Annotated in this window: 15 protein-coding genes; 6 read left to right on the top strand and 9 right to left on the bottom strand. The window is 59.6% G+C overall.

The window, feature by feature from the left end; translation table 11 throughout:
• Positions 1-10 precede the first annotated feature (10 nt).
• Genes LOY55_RS00340 through LOY55_RS00330 form a run of 3 tightly spaced genes read left to right on the top strand, consistent with a single transcriptional unit; the run spans position 11 to position 2,609 of the window.
• A complete protein-coding gene (locus LOY55_RS00340) occupies positions 11-1,090 on the top strand; it encodes a heme A synthase (RefSeq protein ID WP_046031069.1) in 1,080 nt (359 codons plus the stop codon).
• Positions 1,078-1,977 (top strand): heme o synthase, encoded by a 900-nt coding sequence (gene cyoE, locus LOY55_RS00335; RefSeq protein WP_258667412.1) that lies wholly within the window; start codon positions 1,078-1,080, stop codon positions 1,975-1,977. The genes LOY55_RS00340 and cyoE overlap by 13 nt, the downstream gene beginning before the upstream one ends.
• Positions 1,974-2,609 (top strand): SCO family protein, encoded by a 636-nt coding sequence (locus LOY55_RS00330; RefSeq protein ID WP_046031067.1) that lies wholly within the window; start codon positions 1,974-1,976, stop codon positions 2,607-2,609. The genes cyoE and LOY55_RS00330 overlap by 4 nt, the downstream gene beginning before the upstream one ends.
• A gap of 150 nt (positions 2,610-2,759) precedes the next feature.
• On the opposite strand, the gene LOY55_RS00325 is transcribed toward LOY55_RS00330, so the two are convergent.
• The 3 genes from LOY55_RS00325 to LOY55_RS00315 form a co-directional block, all read right to left on the bottom strand.
• Entirely contained in the window at positions 2,760-3,530 is a 771-nt protein-coding gene (locus LOY55_RS00325; RefSeq protein WP_046031066.1) for a MetQ/NlpA family ABC transporter substrate-binding protein, read from the bottom strand.
• 77 nt (positions 3,531-3,607) lie between these two features.
• Positions 3,608-4,282, bottom strand: coding sequence for a methionine ABC transporter permease (locus tag LOY55_RS00320; RefSeq protein WP_046031065.1), 675 nt, complete (start codon positions 4,280-4,282; stop codon positions 3,608-3,610).
• Positions 4,282-5,289: a methionine ABC transporter ATP-binding protein gene (locus tag LOY55_RS00315; RefSeq protein ID WP_046031064.1), complete on the bottom strand. Its 1,008-nt coding sequence runs from the start codon at positions 5,287-5,289 to the stop codon at positions 4,282-4,284. Before LOY55_RS00315 ends, LOY55_RS00320 begins: the two co-directional genes overlap by 1 nt.
• 262 nt (positions 5,290-5,551) lie before the next feature.
• On the opposite strand from LOY55_RS00315, the gene katE reads away from it, so the two are divergent.
• Positions 5,552-7,690 carry a catalase HPII gene (gene katE / locus LOY55_RS00310; RefSeq protein ID WP_223523663.1) on the top strand — a complete coding sequence of 713 codons (2,139 nt, stop codon included), beginning with the start codon at positions 5,552-5,554 and terminating at the stop codon, positions 7,688-7,690.
• Positions 7,691-7,770: 80 nt separating this feature from the next.
• Here the strand turns inward: katE and LOY55_RS00305 are convergent, their stop codons facing one another.
• The 4 genes from LOY55_RS00305 to zur are packed head-to-tail and all read right to left on the bottom strand — an operon-like array spanning position 7,771 to position 10,573.
• Positions 7,771-8,487: a PA5502 family lipoprotein gene (locus tag LOY55_RS00305; RefSeq protein WP_223523665.1), complete on the bottom strand. Its 717-nt coding sequence runs from the start codon at positions 8,485-8,487 to the stop codon at positions 7,771-7,773.
• Between the two features lie 37 nt (positions 8,488-8,524).
• Positions 8,525-9,313 (bottom strand): zinc ABC transporter permease subunit ZnuB, encoded by a 789-nt coding sequence (gene znuB, locus LOY55_RS00300; RefSeq protein ID WP_046031061.1) that lies wholly within the window; start codon positions 9,311-9,313, stop codon positions 8,525-8,527.
• A complete protein-coding gene (gene znuC, locus LOY55_RS00295) occupies positions 9,306-10,091 on the bottom strand; it encodes a zinc ABC transporter ATP-binding protein ZnuC (protein WP_109786894.1) in 786 nt (261 codons plus the stop codon). The genes znuB and znuC overlap by 8 nt, the downstream gene beginning before the upstream one ends.
• Complete coding sequence (zur, locus tag LOY55_RS00290; protein ID WP_046031059.1) at positions 10,091-10,573, bottom strand: zinc uptake transcriptional repressor Zur; 483 nt, start codon at positions 10,571-10,573, stop codon at positions 10,091-10,093. The genes znuC and zur overlap by 1 nt, the downstream gene beginning before the upstream one ends.
• A gap of 66 nt (positions 10,574-10,639) precedes the next feature.
• Here zur and LOY55_RS00285 point away from each other — a divergent pair, with 66 nt between their 5' ends.
• Complete coding sequence (locus LOY55_RS00285) at positions 10,640-11,560, top strand: zinc ABC transporter substrate-binding protein (protein WP_223523667.1); 921 nt, start codon at positions 10,640-10,642, stop codon at positions 11,558-11,560.
• Positions 11,561-11,680: 120 nt separating this feature from the next.
• Here LOY55_RS00285 and LOY55_RS00280 read toward each other — a convergent pair whose 3' ends face one another.
• Positions 11,681-12,631: a homoserine kinase gene (locus LOY55_RS00280; protein ID WP_046031058.1), complete on the bottom strand. Its 951-nt coding sequence runs from the start codon at positions 12,629-12,631 to the stop codon at positions 11,681-11,683.
• A gap of 57 nt (positions 12,632-12,688) precedes the next feature.
• Positions 12,689-12,979: a DUF2782 domain-containing protein gene (locus tag LOY55_RS00275; protein ID WP_046031057.1), complete on the bottom strand. Its 291-nt coding sequence runs from the start codon at positions 12,977-12,979 to the stop codon at positions 12,689-12,691.
• Positions 12,980-13,053: 74 nt separating this feature from the next.
• Between LOY55_RS00275 and polA the strand changes: the two genes are divergently transcribed.
• The gene (gene polA, locus LOY55_RS00270; RefSeq protein WP_223523669.1) at positions 13,054-15,825 is read left to right on the top strand and encodes a DNA polymerase I; all 2,772 of its coding nucleotides are present in this window, start codon (positions 13,054-13,056) and stop codon (positions 15,823-15,825) included.
• The last annotated feature ends 154 nt before the right edge of the window (positions 15,826-15,979 follow it).

Here is a 15,979-nt window from a genome sequence, read left to right as displayed (position 1 = left end):
GGGCATCGTCATGGCCAAACCTGGATTTCGCCTCGCGCTGTTTGCCACCTTGCTGGCACTGATTGTGGTGTTGCTCGGCGCCTACACCCGCCTGACCCACGCCGGCCTCGGCTGCCCGGACTGGCCCGGTTGCTACGGTTTTATCAGCGTGCCGAAAAGCGAAGCCCAACTGGCGCATGCCGAATTGCACTTTCCCGATGCTCCGGTCGAAGCCCATAAAGGCTGGAACGAGATGGTCCACCGCTACTTCGCCGGTACGTTGGGGCTGTTGATTTCGATCCTGGCGGGCCGGGCCTGGGTGCACCGTCGTCATCCGGGGCAACCGGTGAAGTTGCCATTGTTCTTGCTGGCGGTGGTGTTCGCCCAAGCCGCGTTCGGCATGTGGACGGTGACGCTCAAGCTCTGGCCGCAAGTGGTCACCGGGCATTTGCTCGGCGGGTTTGCGACGCTGAGTTTGTTGTTTTTACTGACGTTGCGCCTGTCGGGCGTATTGCCGGCGCTGACCGTGCCACGGCGTTTGCAGTATTGGGCGACGGCAGGGTTGCTGCTGGTGATCCTGCAAATTGCCCTCGGTGGCTGGGTCAGTTCCAACTATGCCGCCGTGGCCTGCATCGATTTCCCGACCTGTCATGGACAATGGATGCCACCGGCCGATTTCGCCAACGGCTTTCATCTGACTCAACACATCGGCCCCAATTACCTTGGTGGACAACTGGACAGCGATGCCCGTACCGCGATTCATCTGACCCACCGAATTGGCGCGTTGCTGGTCACGCTGGTGCTGCTCGGGCTCGCCTGGCAACTGAAAGCCGTCGGCATGACGCGTCTTGCAGGGATGGTGCTGATCGCACTCACTGCACAAATCACCCTTGGAATCAGCAACGTGCTGTTCCATCTGCCGCTACCGGTGGCCGTCGCCCACAACGCGGGCGGCGCGGCACTCCTGCTGACGATGGTGCTGGTCAATTATCACGCACGGACCAGTCTGGTTCGGGTCAAGCAGCAATCCCTCGCCCGTTGGCACTTCAGCCCGCGTAAACACTCAGCCGGGCCCATAACAATAAAAGGAGAGATGCCATGGCGACATTGATCGGCGAACGTCACAGTCAGGCGATCTGGCGTGACTACCTGGAGCTGACCAAGCCGAAAGTGGTGGTGCTGATGCTCATCACCTCGCTGGTCGGCATGTTCCTCGCGACCCGTGCCGGGGTGCCATGGACGGTGCTGGTGTTCGGCAATCTGGGGATCGCCTTGTGTGCCGGTGGCGCCGCGGCCGTCAACCATGTGGTGGACCGGCGCATCGATACGATCATGGCACGCACGCACAAACGTCCGTTGGCGCAAGGCCGGGTGTCACCGGCCTCTGCGCTGACGTTTGCCCTGGTGCTGGCCGTGCTGGGTCAGGCCTTGTTGCTGGCGTTCACCAATCCGCTGACCGCCTGGCTGACCCTCGCATCGCTGCTCGGGTATGCAGTGGTCTACACCGGTTTCCTGAAACGTGCGACCCCGCAGAACATCGTCATCGGCGGCCTGGCCGGGGCAGCCCCGCCGTTGCTTGGCTGGACCGCTGCCACCGGACACGTCAGCGCCGAACCGCTGCTGCTGGTGCTGATCATTTTCGCCTGGACCCCGCCGCACTTCTGGGCGCTGGCGATTCACCGCAAAGAGGAATACGCCAAGGCCGACATTCCAATGCTGCCGGTCACCCATGGCGAGCACTACACCAAGGTGCACATCCTGCTTTATACCTTAGCGTTGCTGGCCGTCAGCCTGATGCCCTACGTGATCCACATGAGCGGCCTGCTCTACCTGGCTTGCGCCGTGGTGCTGGGCGCAAGGTTTCTGCAATGGGCCGTGGTGCTGTACCGTGGCACCCGGCCGCACGCGGCGATCAACACGTTCAAGTATTCTATTTACTACTTGTTCCTGCTGTTTATCGCGCTGCTCGTAGACCACTACTTACTGTTGAACCTATGACTCGAACCCAGAAAACCGTCTTCATTCTCGTCGCCCTGATCGCACTGGTTCTGGGCCTGACCATCAACAAAGTGCTGTCTGGTAAAGGCCAGGGCGACCCGACGGCACTGATCGACGCGGGGATCATCCTGCTGCCGCAAAGTCGCAACTTGCCTGACGTGAAAATGACCGATCAGGACGGCAATCCAGTGACGGTCAATCAGCTGAAAGACAAGTGGAGCCTGCTGTTCTTCGGCTACACCTTCTGCCCGGATATCTGCCCGACCACCCTCGCCCAGTTGCGTCAGATCAAAAGCGAGCTGCCACCCGAGGCGGTGGCCAAACTGCAGATCATCCTGGTCAGCGTCGACCCGAACCGCGATACCCCGCCTCAGCTCAAGCAGTACCTGGGCTACTTCGATCCACAGTTCAAAGGCCTGACCGCTTCCTCGGTGGATGACATTCAGAAGCTGGCCAACGCCGTGAGCATTCCGTTTATTCCGGCCGACACCAGCAAACCGAACTACACGGTTGATCACAGTGGCAACCTGGCGGTAATCGGCCCGGATGGCACACAGCGAGGGTTTATTCGGGCGCCGCTGAACAATGCGAAGCTGGTGGCGCAGTTGCCGGTGATGCTTAACCGCAAATAATCACCACGCTTTTCTGTAGGAGCACGGCTTGCCGGCGATGGCGGTCTCAAGGATGCCATCGCCGGCAAGCCGTGCTCCTACAGGGAGCGGTGTTTTGGCACAAAAAAAGGGGACGCACATGGCGTCCCCTTTTTCGTTGCGTTCAGACAATCAGAACGCCGGCACTACCGCGCCTTTGTACTTCTCGAGGATGAAGGCTTTGACTTCCGGGCTGTGCAGCGCGGCAACCAGTTTCTTCATCGCGTCGCTGTCCTTGTCGTCCGGACGGGCCACGAGGATGTTCACGTATGGCGAGTCGCTGCCTTCGATGACCAGCGCGTCCTTGGCTGGATCGAGCTTGGCTTCCAGCGCGTAGTTGGTGTTGATCAGCGCCAGGTCGACCTGGGTCAGCACGCGTGGGATGGTCGCGGCTTCCAGTTCACGGAATTTCAGGTCCTTGGAGTTCTCGGTGATGTCCTTCACGGTCGACAGGATGTTGTTCGAGTCCTTCAACTTGATCAGGCCAGCCTTCTCCAACAGCAAGAGCGCACGGCCGCCATTGGTGGCGTCATTCGGGATCACCACGTTGGCACCACCCGGCACCTCGGCGAGGGTTTTGTACTTGCTGGAGTACGCGCCCAGCGGCTCCAGGTGCACACCGACCACGGAAACCAGGTTGGTGCCCTTGGCCTTGTTGAACTCATCGAGGTACGGCTGGTGCTGGAAGAAGTTGGCGTCCAGACGTTTTTCCGCTACCTGCACGTTCGGCTGAATGTAGTCGGTGAAGACTTTGACCTTCAGGTCCACGCCTTCTTTGGCCAGGGCCGGCTTCACGAATTCGAGGATTTCTGCGTGCGGGACCGGGGTGGCAGCGACAGTCAGGGTGTCTGCGTGGGCGGAGAAGGCCGCAACAGCAGCGAACGCGACAAGTAGTTTTTTCATTCAGCTAACTCCATATAAGGCGCCCGTCTGGCGCCTGCCAGCGAATGGCCGGCTCATTTGTTATTGACGAGAATTCTTTATTTTCTGGAAAAATGGACAACCAACTTGTCGCCAAAGGTTTGCAGCACCTGAACCAGCACCAGCAGCAGCAACACCGTCACAACCATCACGTCGGGCTGGAAACGCTGATAACCAAAACGGATCGCCAGGTCGCCCAGGCCACCAGCGCCGACTACACCGGCCATTGCCGTATAGGACACCAGCGTAATCGCTGTCACCGTAATCGCGGCGAAGATGCCGGGACGGGCTTCTGGCAGCAAGGCATTGGTGATGATCTGACGCGTCGTCGCGCCCATGGCCTGGGTGGCTTCGATGATGCCGCGATCCACTTCACGCAATGCGGTTTCCACCAGTCGCGCAAAGAACGGCGTGGCGCCCACCACCAGCGGTGGGATCGCACCCGCGACGCCCAGCGATGTGCCGGTGATCAACACGGTGAACGGGATCATCACAATCAGCAAAATGATGAAGGGCAGCGAACGCAGCACGTTCACCATCAGCGACAGTATCGCGTAGACGCCTTTGGCTTCCAGCAACTGGCGCGGGCTGCACAAGAACAGCAGCACGCCCAGCGGCAAGCCGAGCAATACAGTGAACAGTAAGGAACCGCCGAGCATCATCAACGTGTCGCCGGTGGCCAGCCAGATTTCGTACCAATCGATATTAACGAAGAAACTTGTCAGGACTTCCATCAGCGCAGCACCTCCATGTGAACGTCAGCCGCGGTGAAGCGGGCAAACGCCGCCTCCATGTCGCCACCGGTGACGGCCAGGGTCAGTTGCCCGTAGGGGATGTCTTTGATGCGGTCGATACGACCGGCCAGGATGCTGTAGTCCACACCCGTTTCGCGGGCGACGGTGCCCAGCAGTGGCGCGTAGGTCGCTTCGCCCTGGAAGGTCAGGCGTACGATGCGGCCCGGCACATGAGCGAAGTCGTCGCGCTGTTCGCTTTCGTCGATCTGCTCGTCTTCTTGCACAAAACGCTTGGTGGTCGGGTGCTTCGGATGCAGGAACACCTCGGCCACCGAACCTTGCTCGACGATCACACCGGCGTCCATCACCGCGACCTGGTCGCAGACTCGGCGAATCACGTCCATTTCGTGAGTGATCAACACGATGGTCAGCTTCAGCTCGCGGTTGATCTCGGCCAGCAACTGCAGGACCGACGCCGTGGTCTGTGGGTCCAGGGCGCTGGTGGCTTCATCGCACAGCAGGATTTTCGGTTTGGTCGCCAGGGCACGGGCAATGCCGACGCGCTGCTTCTGGCCACCGGACAACTGAGCCGGGTACTTTTTGGCGTGGTCGGACAAACCCACCCGCGCCAGCAATTCGGCCACCCGCAGGTCGATCTCGCTGCGCGACAGTTCGCCGGCCAGGGTCAACGGCAACGCGACATTGTCGGCCACTGTCTTGGACGCCAGCAGGTTGAAGTGCTGGAAAATCATCCCGACTTGCTGACGGAAGCGTCGCAGGCTGTTGGCATCCAGCGCGGTGACTTCTTCGCCGTCGACGATGATCTTGCCGCCACTGGAGTTCTCCAGGCGATTGATCAGACGCAGCAGGGTACTTTTTCCCGCACCGGAATGACCGATCAGGCCGAAAACCTGACCGTTCTCAATCGTCAGACTGGTCGGATGCAGGGCGGGAATATCCTTACCGGCGACGCGGTAGGTTTTGTGGACGTTTTGAAACTCGATCACGTAGCGAACCTTGTGGGGCGCGTTAGAAAAAGGATCAGCGGTTAGCCGGGCGCGCATTTTAGCCTGTCCGTATAGAGGTTATTAGCATTTATTCCGCATTCATCCTTCGATTTGGCAATAACGCGATCAAAGGTCATAAAAAAGGAACGGCTAAAAACCCCATCAGTCACTAATAAGGCAACTCGAAAACGCCCCCGGTGCCGTGCCTGGGGAATGCACAGAGTCCTGGCTTCGGCGGGAATCGAACGAGGAGTTTAGCCTGATGAGCATCAAGAAGCCTGCCGCAAACAAAAGCGCAATGGCCGGTACCGATGCCCCGGACCGGGGCAACACCAATGCCAAGCTCGACAGCCTGGAAAAATTTCGCTCCGACGCCACCGACCAGGCCCTGCGCACCAATCAGGGCGTGAAGGTATCGGACAACCAGAACACCCTGAAAGCCGGCGCCCGCGGGCCTTCGCTGCTGGAAGACTTCATCATGCGTGAGAAAATCACGCACTTTGACCATGAACGCATTCCCGAACGCATCGTCCATGCTCGCGGAACCGGCGCGCATGGTTACTTCCAGGCATACGAAAACCATTCTGTGTTGACCAAGGCTGGTTTCCTGCAGGATCCGGGTAAGAAGACGCCAGTATTCACGCGTTTTTCCACGGTACAGGGGCCACGCGGGTCAGGCGATACCGTGCGGGATGTTCGAGGTTTCGCCGTGAAGTTCTTCACCGAAGAAGGCAACTTCGACCTGGTGGGCAACAACATGCCGGTGTTTTTCATACAGGACGCGATCAAGTTTCCTGACTTCGTGCATGCGGTAAAACCCGAGCCACACAACGAAATGCCTACGGGCGGCTCGGCACATGACACGTTCTGGGACTTCGTCTCCCTGGTGCCGGAGTCGGCGCACATGGTGATCTGGGCCATGTCCGACCGGGCGATCCCGAAAAGCCTGCGCAGCATGCAAGGCTTCGGTGTTCACACGTTCCGGATGATCAACGCCGAAGGCAAATCGCGCTTCGTCAAATTTCACTGGCGCCCCACCGCCGGCACCTGCTCGCTGGTGTGGGATGAGGCGCAAAAGCTTGCCGGCAAAGACACCGATTACCATCGTCGCGACCTCTGGGAAGCCATCGAGAGGGGCGATTACCCAGAGTGGGAATTGGGTGTGCAGATCATCGAAGAGGAAAACGAGCACAGTTTTGACTTCGACATTCTTGATCCGACCAAGCTGATTCCAGAGGAACTGGTGCCGATTACGCCGTTGGGCAAGATGGTACTCAACCGCAACCCGGACAACTTCTTCGCCGAGACCGAACAGGTCGCGTTCTGCCCGGGCCATATCGTGCCGGGGATCGATTTCTCCAACGATCCGCTGCTGCAAGGTCGACTGTTTTCCTACACCGACACGCAAATCAGCCGACTCGGCGGGCCGAACTTTCATGAGATCCCGATCAACCGGCCGGTGGCGCCGTTCCATAACGGTCAGCGCGATGCGATGCACCGCACCACCATCGACAAGGGCCGCGCAGCTTACGAACCGAACTCGATCGACGGTGGCTGGCCGAAAGAAACACCGCCCGCCGCGCAGGATGGCGGTTTCGAGAGCTATCCGGAGCGCATCGACGCCAACAAGATCCGTCAGCGCAGCGAGTCGTTCAGCGAACACTTCTCCCAGGCGCGCCTGTTCTTTCACAGCATGAGCAAGCACGAACAAGAACACATCATTGCGGCTTACAGCTTTGAACTCGGCAAGGTGGAGCGGGAGGTCATCCGGGCGCGGGAGGTGAATGAAATCCTGGCCAATATCGATCTGGAACTGGCCAGGCGAGTAGCCGCCAATCTAGGGCTGCCAGCGCCGAAGACCGGGACCGTCGACGTGCCGAAAATCACCCTGGAGCGCTCGCCGGCATTGAGCCAGGCCAACCTCCTGCCGGGGCATATAAAAACCCGGAAAGTGGCGATACTCGCAGCGAATGGTGTCGATGGTGCAGCCATTGAAGCGATGAAGAGGGCATTGAAAGCGGAAGGGGCGCACGCCAAATTGCTCGGCCCAAGCTCAGCCCCGGTGAGCACCGCCGATGGCAAAACGTTGCCGGTGGATGCTTCGATGGAAGGCTTGCCTTCAGTGGCGTTCGACGCAGTGTTCGTGCCCGGTGGCGCGGCGTCGATCAAGGCATTGAGCAGCGATGGCGTGGCGCTGCATTACCTGCTGGAGGCGTACAAGCACCTGAAGGCGATCGCTCTGCAAGGCGAGGCCAAACAGTTGCTGGATGTCTTGAAGCTGAAGGTTGATGCGGGGTTGGTCGTCGGGACGGACGCCAAGCTGATCAAGCCGTTTTTTGCGGCAATCGGGCAGCATCGGGTGTGGGATCGAGAGCCTAAGGCCAAGGGAATTCCGGCCTGAAGACTTGTGTTACAGGGAGGCTCGCTCCCACATAGATCAGCGATGATCATCCTGAGGGAGCGAGCCTGCTCGCGAAACCTCTAAGGTTTACGAGGGCTCAAGACCATTTGCGCCGGAATGTTACGCAGGATCTGTTTCTCCAGCTTCAAATCGAAGTCCGAATCCAGTTTCTTCACTCGTTTGGTCAGCAGTGTGGCCAGCCAGGGGTAATCATCGGTGCGCGGCGCCTGAATGCTCACATCGCATTGAAAATGCACCACATCGGCGGCAATAGCATCCAGTTGGCGACGTAACTGGCTCATATCGGAGATATTCAACGCAACCGTGGTGCTTTCAGCCGTCGGATCGATGACTTTGGCCTTTGGCTGGGCTTCGGCAGCCTTGAGAGCCGCTTCGGCTTTATCCAGCTCAGCCTTGCGGGCCTGAGTGATTGCGCCGTTGACTCCACCGGTCAGCGCTGGCGCCTTGGGCATCAGGGCACGGGCACGGCTCAGAGCGGTGGCGGCGGCATTCACGTCGCCTTTTTGCAGCACGATCTGGCTGCGACGAAGATAAGCCTCGGCCAGTTGTCGCTGGTAGGGCTCAAGGGACGGATCGTTGGGCGATTCGGCTTGCAACGTCGCCAGCTGGTCTTCGGCGGTGGCCAATTCATCACTGGCGATGTTTTGTTCCAGCTGCGCGATGGCCGTAGCCCGCGCATCAGTGGCCCCTTGGGCCGCCGGTGGCGTGCTTTGGCAGGCACCCAGCAGCAAAGAAAATGCGACAAGGAGCAGATAACGGGAGGCGAACGACTTCATTCCTGCGACTCTCTATTTGCGCAAAAAACGAGCAAGTCTACACCCCTCGACGGGGCAGGACAAAACTCAGCAGAAACAGTGCGGCAGCCGTCACAACAATCGATGGGCCTGCCGGTGTGTCCTTGAACCACGACAGCGCCAGCCCGCCACAGACCGCGAGCATGCCCAGCAGGCTCGCGCCCAGTGCCATCTGCTCCGGCGACCGGGCGTGACGTTGTGCCGCAGCCGCCGGGATGATCAACAGCGACGTAATCAGCAAAACGCCGACGATTTTCATCGCCACCGCGATCACCACGGCGATCAGCAGCATCAGGGCCAATCGTAGCGAGGCCACTGGCAAACCTTCGACCTTGGCCAGTTCTTCATGCACCGTGATTGCCAGCAACGGCCGCCACAACGTCACCAACAGGGCCAACACGGCTGCGCTGCCGCCAAGGATCCAGGCCAGATCGGTCGGGCTGATCGCCAGCAAGTCGCCGAACAGATACGCCATCAGGTCGATCCGCACTTCGTGCATGAAGCTTAGTACCACCAGGCCCAAAGAGAGGGTGCTCGGTGCGAGTATTCCCAAAAGCGTGTCAGACGCCAGCGGCTGGCGTTGTTGCAACGTCACCAGCAACACCGCCAGTAGCAGACAGCCGACGGTGACCGCAACGGCCGGGCTGACATCCAGCAGAAAGCCCAGCGCTACGCCCAGCAGAGCGGCATGGGACAAGGTGTCGCCGAAATAGGCCATGCGCCGCCAGACCACGAACGAACCCAGCGGGCCCGCCACCAGTGCCAAGGCCAAACCTGCAAGCAGGGCGTAGAGCAGAAAATCAGCCATGCTTGCAGCTATCTCCATGAACGTGGGGTTGGGCTGCCGAAGCGGCGGTGACCACCGAACCATGCAGATCATGGGCGTGGTCGTGGTGGTGGTGATAAATCGCCAGGCTTTGTGCGTTCTTGCCGAACAGCTCGACGAACGCCGGATCACCACTGACTTGTTCAGGATGGCCGGAGCAGCAGACGTGGCGATTGAGGCAAACCACTTGGTCGGTGGTGCTCATTACCAGGTGCAAATCGTGGGAAACCATCAACACACCGCAGCCATGACGGTCGCGCAGTCGCGTGATCAGGCTATAGAGTTCGGCCTGGCCGGCGACGTCGACGCCTTGCACCGGTTCGTCGAGCACCAGCAATTCCGGCTCGCGCAACAGGGCTCGGGCCAGCAGCACGCGCTGCATTTCACCGCCGGAAACGCTTTGCACCGGACTGTCGATGACCTGCTCGGCGCCGACTTCCTGCAGTGCCGCCAAGGCCATGACACGATCCACGCCCGGTACAAGGCGCAAGAAGCGCAGCACTGAAAGCGGCAGCGTCGGGTCGACATGAAGTTTTTGCGGCATGTAGCCAACGCGTAGTTTCGGCTTGCGCCAGACGCTGCCACTGTCCGGTTTCAACAGGCCGAGCACCGCGCGCACCAACGTAGTCTTGCCGGCACCGTTAGGGCCGATCAGGGTGACGATCTGCCCTGGCTCGACACTCAGCTCGATGTTATCCAGCACAGGTTGCCCGGCAAACGTGACGGCAACTTGCTTAAGACGGATCAGCGCATTGCTCATCAAGCCCCCTGGCAGCCCGAGCAGAGGCCGACCACTTCTACGGTCTGGCCTTCGACAATAAATCCAACATCCTTGGCGCTACCAATGATGGCGTCACTGATGGACTGCTGTTCGAGTTCAATGGCGGCGTGGCATTCGCGGCAAATCAGGAACTGCCCTTGGTGAGCGTGCCCCGGATGATTGCAGCCGACGAAGGCGTTCAGCGAGGAGATGCGGTGTACGAGGCCGTTGTCCAGGAGAAAATCCAGCGCGCGATACACGGTCGGCGGCGCGGCACGACGGCCGTCCTGCTCACTGAGCACCGCGAGAATGTCGTACGCACCCAGCGGCTTGTGGCTTTGCCACACCAGTTCCAGCACCCGGCGGCGCAACGCGGTCAGGCGCAATCCCTGACGAGCGCACAAGGCATCGGCCTCAGACAATGCGCTATGCACGCAATGAGAGTGGTCGTGGGGACGGCTGGCAATCGGTGTTTTAGGCATGAGCGGCGACGAGTTTTGTGAGAGACGTTATTATGTTACCCGTTCTCGCCTCTTCGAGTGGTCATCGTGTCCCGACTTTTTTCTATCTTTGTCGCATTTGTCGCAAGTTTTTTGCTGATCGGTTCGGCGCACGCCGAGGTCAAAGTCCTCACCAGCATCAAACCCCTGCAGCTGATTGCCGCTGCGGTGCAGGATGGCTTGGCAATTCCGGAAGTGTTGCTACCGCCAGGGGCTTCGCCGCACAACTATGCCTTGCGTCCTTCCGACGTACGGAAGGTGCAATCGGTCGATCTGCTTTACTGGATCGGGCCGGACATGGAAGGCTTCCTGCCGCGCGTGCTTAACGGTCGTACGCTGCCGAGCGTCGCCGTGCAGGATTTGCCTGGGCTTAATCTTCGACATTTCGCCGAAGATAGCCAATCTCACGCCGAAGATGCCGACGAACATGACCACGATCACCGCCCAGGCACGCTGGATGCGCATTTGTGGTTATCACCGGTCAATGCTCGCGTGATCGCCACAAAAATGGCCGCCGACCTGAGTGCTGCCGATCCGGCCAATGCGGCGCGTTATCAAAGCAACCTGAAAGCGTTCGACGAGCGACTGGATGCGCTGGACCTGCGCTTGAAGGCGCGACTGGCGGGGATCGCGGGCAAGCCGTATTTCGTATTCCATGAAGCGTTCGACTACTTCGAAGACGCTTACGGCCTCAAGCACACTGGCGTATTCAGCGTCGCTGCCGAAGTACAGCCGGGCGCCCAGCACGTCGCGACAATGCGCGCGCGATTGCAGGAAGTCGGCAAGACTTGCGTGTTCAGTGAACCGCCGTTGCGTCCGCGCCTGGCGGAAACGTTGGTGGCCGGGTTGCCAGTGAAGCTGGCGGAACTGGATGCGCTGGGCGGATACACACCCGCGACTGCACAAGGATATGAGCAGGTGCTGGAGAAGTTGGGGAATGATTTGGCGGGGTGCCTGGAGTCGTTGTAACCCGGACATTTGTGTCGCCCCCATTCGCGAGCAAGCCCGCTCCCACATTGGATCTCCTGTGCACACAAATTCTGTGGCTGGCGCAGTTCCAATGTGGGAGCGGGCTTGCTCGCGAAGCTTTTAAAGGGCGAAAGGAAGCGGTGTGCTGACTTTCTGCCGCTGCGCCAAGCGCAATTGAAACTCCATCGGATCGTGAATCAGCACGTCCTGCCCGGCGAAAGACTCTGCGGCAATCAACCGTGACAACCAGAACCGCACGCACGCCACGCGCAGCATCGTCGGCCACAACTCGGCCTCGGCCGCTGTAAACGGGCGCAACGCCGCATAAGCCCCCAGCAATGCCCTCGCCCTTGGCCCGTCGATCAAACCGCCCTCATTGGAACACCAGTCGTTCAAGGCAATCGCCACGTCGTAGAGCATCGGCCCGGAACAAGCGTTGTAGAAGTCGATCAACCCGGTCAGGTGCGTGCCTTCGAACATCGCGTTGTCGCGGAACAGGTCTGCATGGATATTGGCCCGCGGCAGCGCCAGAATTTTCTCTTTCTGCTGTGTGATTTCGTCCAGCGCCCGCTGCAGCAGTTCACGCTGTTCGGCATCCAGATGAGAGAGAAACTGCGTGCCCTCCTCCAGCATCCAGTCCAGGCCACGATCGGTTTTGCGCTTGATCATGTTGGCCTGGGTGGCCAGGTGCAGATGGCCGAGCAGTTCACCGACCTGCGCGCAATGTTGTGCGTTGGCTTGCTTGATGTGCTTGCCGGCCAGGCGCGGCTGCAGCAGCGCAGGCTTGCCAGCCAATTCACGCAAGGCAATGCCGTCGGTGGTACGCAGCGCGTAAGGCACCGGCAAATCAGCTTCATGCAGAACGTCGAGCAGTTCGATGAAAAACGGCATTTCATCAACCGGACCGCGCTCGACCAGAGTCAGGACGAACTCGCCCTGCTCCAGGCTGATAAAGAAATTGGTGTTTTCGCTACCGGCAGCAATCCCCTGGAAATCAAGCAGGCGGCCGAGGCCATAAGGGGCGAGAAAAGCTTCCAGCTCGGGCCGAGCCAGGGGGGTGAACACAGACATGTTTAAACTGCCAGTACGGGCGCCGCTCGTGAGCCAGCGCCGATTGAAATTAAGAAACTACTTCCACTCAAAGATTTTCCACGACGGAATCAGCATATCCGGCTGATCCGAGCGGATGAAGTTTGCATCTGTTCCATCGGCGCGTACCAGAAAATACGGCGGCGCGCCCTTCGGCGTGACCTTGATCGCGTACAGGAAACCGTTTTGACGGTACTCCTGGATGACCTTGTCCCCTTCCGTGTGGATGGTCACTTCCGGTTCCGGTGTCGGCGCATCGTCCGCCGCCATGACGGCTATCGGTGTGATTGCAAACAAGCCAGCCAGCAACAGGCGATTTAGTGTGCGCATGATAACCTTGTCCCTTTGTCGTCAACGGTCCCGCTATTCTAGCGCCGGACCCGCCGAAAAGGTTGATCCTGCTCATGAGCCAAGCCCCCCTCGTCCTGGTGGACGGTTCTTCTTACCTGTACCGCGCCTTTCACGCGCTGCCACCGCTGACCACGTCCAAAGGCCTGCCGACCGGAGCGGTCAAGGGCGTATTGAACATGCTCAAGAGCCTGCGCAAGCAATACCCGGACAGTCCGTTCGCCGTGGTGTTCGATGCCAAGGGTGGGACGTTTCGCGATGACATGTACGCCGAATACAAGGCTAATCGTCCAAGCATGCCCGACGACATGCGCGTGCAAATCGAGCCGCTGCACCAGAGCGTGATCGCCCTGGGCTTCCCACTGTTGTGCGTCGAAGGCGTCGAGGCCGATGACGTGATCGGCACCCTGGCGCGCAGCAGCGCAGCGGCCGATCGCCCGGTGATCATCTCCACCGGCGACAAGGACATGGCGCAACTGGTCGATGGCCACATTACCTTGGTCAATACCATGACCGGTAGCAGCATGGACGTGGAGGGCGTGAAGGAGAAATTCGGCGTCGCTCCCGAGCAGATCATCGATTACCTGGCATTGATGGGCGACTCTTCCGACAACATCCCGGGCGTTCCGGGTATTGGCCCGAAGACCGCTTCCGGCCTGTTGGTGGGCGTGAATGGCGGCCTGACCGAGCTGTATGCGCAGCTCGATATCGTCCCGACCCTACCGATTCGCGGGGCCAAAACCCTGCCGGCCAAGCTCGAAGAACACAAGGAGATGGCGTTTCTCTCCTATCAACTGGCAACCATCAAGATCGACGTACCGCTGGACATCGGCCTTGATGACCTGCAAATGGGCAAACCGGATCACGACAAACTCGCCGAGCTCTACACCCTGCTGGAGTTCAAGAGCTGGTTCGAAGACAACCAGCGCGACGCCAAGCGTTCCGGGCAGGAAGTCACCGCTCCGGTGGCTGAAGAAGTTGCCGCCGAGACAGAACTCAAATACACGACGATCCTCACCCAGGCGGTTTTCGACCTGTGGCTGAAAAAGCTCAACGACGCCAAGCTGATCGCCTTCGACACCGAAACCACCGGCATCGATGCGCAGCAGGCGCAACTGGTTGGCCTGTCGTTCGCTGTACAAGCCAACGAAGCGGCCTACATTCCGTTGACCCATTCCTACATGGGTGTGCCGGATCAACTGGACCGCGACACCGTGCTTCGCGCGCTGAAACCGATGCTGGAAGACCCGAACAAGCTCAAGGTTGGCCAGCACGCCAAGTTCGACATGAACATCCTCGCCAACTGCGCCATCGGCGGCGATCAGGACTGCGGCATTACCGTGCGGGGCATCGCGTTCGACACCATGCTCGAATCCTACGTACTGGACTCCACGGCGACCCGTCACGACATGGACAGCCTGGCGCTCAAGTACCTGAATCACACCACCACCAGTTTTCAGGACATCGCCGGCAAAGGTGCCAAGCAGCTGACGTTTGACCAGATCTCTCTGGAACTGGCCGGCCCTTACGCCGCCGAAGACGCCGATGTGACGCTGCGCCTGCATCAAACCCTGCAAGAAAAACTCAATGCCATCCCGAGCCTGAGCAAAGTCCTGAGCGAAATCGAAATGCCGCTGGTGCCCGTGCTGGCACGGATCGAGCGCCAGGGCGCGCTGGTCGACGCCAACCTGCTGGGTATCCAAAGTGTTGAACTGGGCGAGAAAATGGTCGCTCTCGAGCGTGAGGCGTTTGCCATCGCCGGCGAGGAATTCAACCTCGGTTCACCGAAGCAATTGGGCGTGATCCTGTACGAAAAACTCGGCCTGCCGGTCCTCAGTAAAACGGCCAAGGGCCAGGCCTCCACCGCCGAAGCCGTATTGGCAGAACTGGCCGAGCAGGATTTCCCGCTGCCCAAAGTGCTGATGCAATACCGCTCGATGAGCAAGCTGAAAAGCACCTACACCGATCGTCTGCCGGAGCAGATCAACCCGCGCACAGGGCGGATTCACACCTCTTATCACCAGGCCGTGGCCGCGACCGGGCGCTTGTCGTCCAGCGATCCCAACCTGCAAAACATTCCGATCCGTACCGCCGAAGGGCGTCGAATTCGTCAGGCGTTTGTTGCACCAACCGGCTACAAGCTACTGGCGGCGGACTATTCGCAGATCGAACTGCGAATCATGGCCCACCTGGCCAAAGACGAAGGCCTGCTGCATGCCTTCCGCAATAATCTGGACGTGCACAAGGCCACCGCCGCCGAAGTCTTCGGCGTTGAACTGGCGGACGTGACCACTGATCAACGTCGCAGCGCCAAGGCGATCAACTTCGGCTTGATCTACGGCATGAGCGCGTTTGGCCTGGCCAAGCAGATCGGTGTAGATCGCAAACAGTCTCAGGCGTACATCGATCGCTACTTCGCCCGTTACCCAGGCGTGCTGCAATACATGGAACGCACTCGCGCCCAGGCGGCCGAGCAAGGTTTCGTGGAGACGATCTTCGGTCGTCGTCTGTACCTGCCGGAAATCAACGCGAAAAACCCGGCCCTGCGCAAAGGCGCCGAACGCACGGCGATCAATGCCCCGATGCAAGGCACGGCGGCCGACATCATCAAGAAAGCCATGGTAGCCGTGGACAACTGGCTGACCTCGTCAGGCCTCGACGCCAAAGTCATTTTGCAGGTGCACGATGAATTGGTGCTGGAGGTGCGTGAAGATCTGGTCGATCAGGTGCGTGAGGAAATTCGCATCCACATGAGCGACGCGGCGAAGCTGGATGTGCCGCTACTGGTAGAGGTTGGGGTCGGAAATAACTGGGATGAGGCTCACTGAGCCGTCTGAAAGGCGTTTTCTGCTGCGGCATAGGCGCCGCGGCAGAAAAAGGCCAGGAGCCTTATTTCGAAAAATGCTGGGGCTTATTTCTAATGGGTTTGGAACTTCTTCGGAACTTATCCATCAACCACCACTCAGAGTAACTGAATGGCTG

Source organism: Pseudomonas sp. B21-040 (genome assembly GCF_024748695.1).
Lineage (GTDB): Bacteria > Pseudomonadota > Gammaproteobacteria > Pseudomonadales > Pseudomonadaceae > Aquipseudomonas.
The sequence above is the reverse complement of the archived record's forward strand: the minus strand, read 5'-3'. Positions and strand labels throughout refer to the sequence as shown.

Excerpts from the sequence above, each read along its gene's own strand:
- LOY55_RS00340 (WP_046031069.1), top strand. The coding sequence starts at position 11 with ATGGCCAAACCTGGATTTCGCCTCGCGCTGTTTGCCACCTTGCTGGCA.
- cyoE (WP_258667412.1), top strand. The coding sequence starts at position 1,078 with ATGGCGACATTGATCGGCGAACGTCACAGTCAGGCGATCTGGCGTGAC.
- LOY55_RS00330 (WP_046031067.1), top strand. The coding sequence starts at position 1,974 with ATGACTCGAACCCAGAAAACCGTCTTCATTCTCGTCGCCCTGATCGCA.
- LOY55_RS00325 (WP_046031066.1), bottom strand. The coding sequence starts at position 3,530 with ATGAAAAAACTACTTGTCGCGTTCGCTGCTGTTGCGGCCTTCTCCGCC.
- LOY55_RS00320 (WP_046031065.1), bottom strand. The coding sequence starts at position 4,282 with ATGGAAGTCCTGACAAGTTTCTTCGTTAATATCGATTGGTACGAAATC.
- katE (WP_223523663.1), top strand. The coding sequence starts at position 5,552 with ATGAGCATCAAGAAGCCTGCCGCAAACAAAAGCGCAATGGCCGGTACC.
- LOY55_RS00305 (WP_223523665.1), bottom strand. The coding sequence starts at position 8,487 with ATGAAGTCGTTCGCCTCCCGTTATCTGCTCCTTGTCGCATTTTCTTTG.
- znuB (WP_046031061.1), bottom strand. The coding sequence starts at position 9,313 with ATGGCTGATTTTCTGCTCTACGCCCTGCTTGCAGGTTTGGCCTTGGCA.
- znuC (WP_109786894.1), bottom strand. The coding sequence starts at position 10,091 with ATGAGCAATGCGCTGATCCGTCTTAAGCAAGTTGCCGTCACGTTTGCC.
- zur (WP_046031059.1), bottom strand. The coding sequence starts at position 10,573 with ATGCCTAAAACACCGATTGCCAGCCGTCCCCACGACCACTCTCATTGC.
- LOY55_RS00280 (WP_046031058.1), bottom strand. The coding sequence starts at position 12,631 with ATGTCTGTGTTCACCCCCCTGGCTCGGCCCGAGCTGGAAGCTTTTCTC.
- LOY55_RS00275 (WP_046031057.1), bottom strand. The coding sequence starts at position 12,979 with ATGCGCACACTAAATCGCCTGTTGCTGGCTGGCTTGTTTGCAATCACA.
- polA (WP_223523669.1), top strand. The coding sequence starts at position 13,054 with ATGAGCCAAGCCCCCCTCGTCCTGGTGGACGGTTCTTCTTACCTGTAC.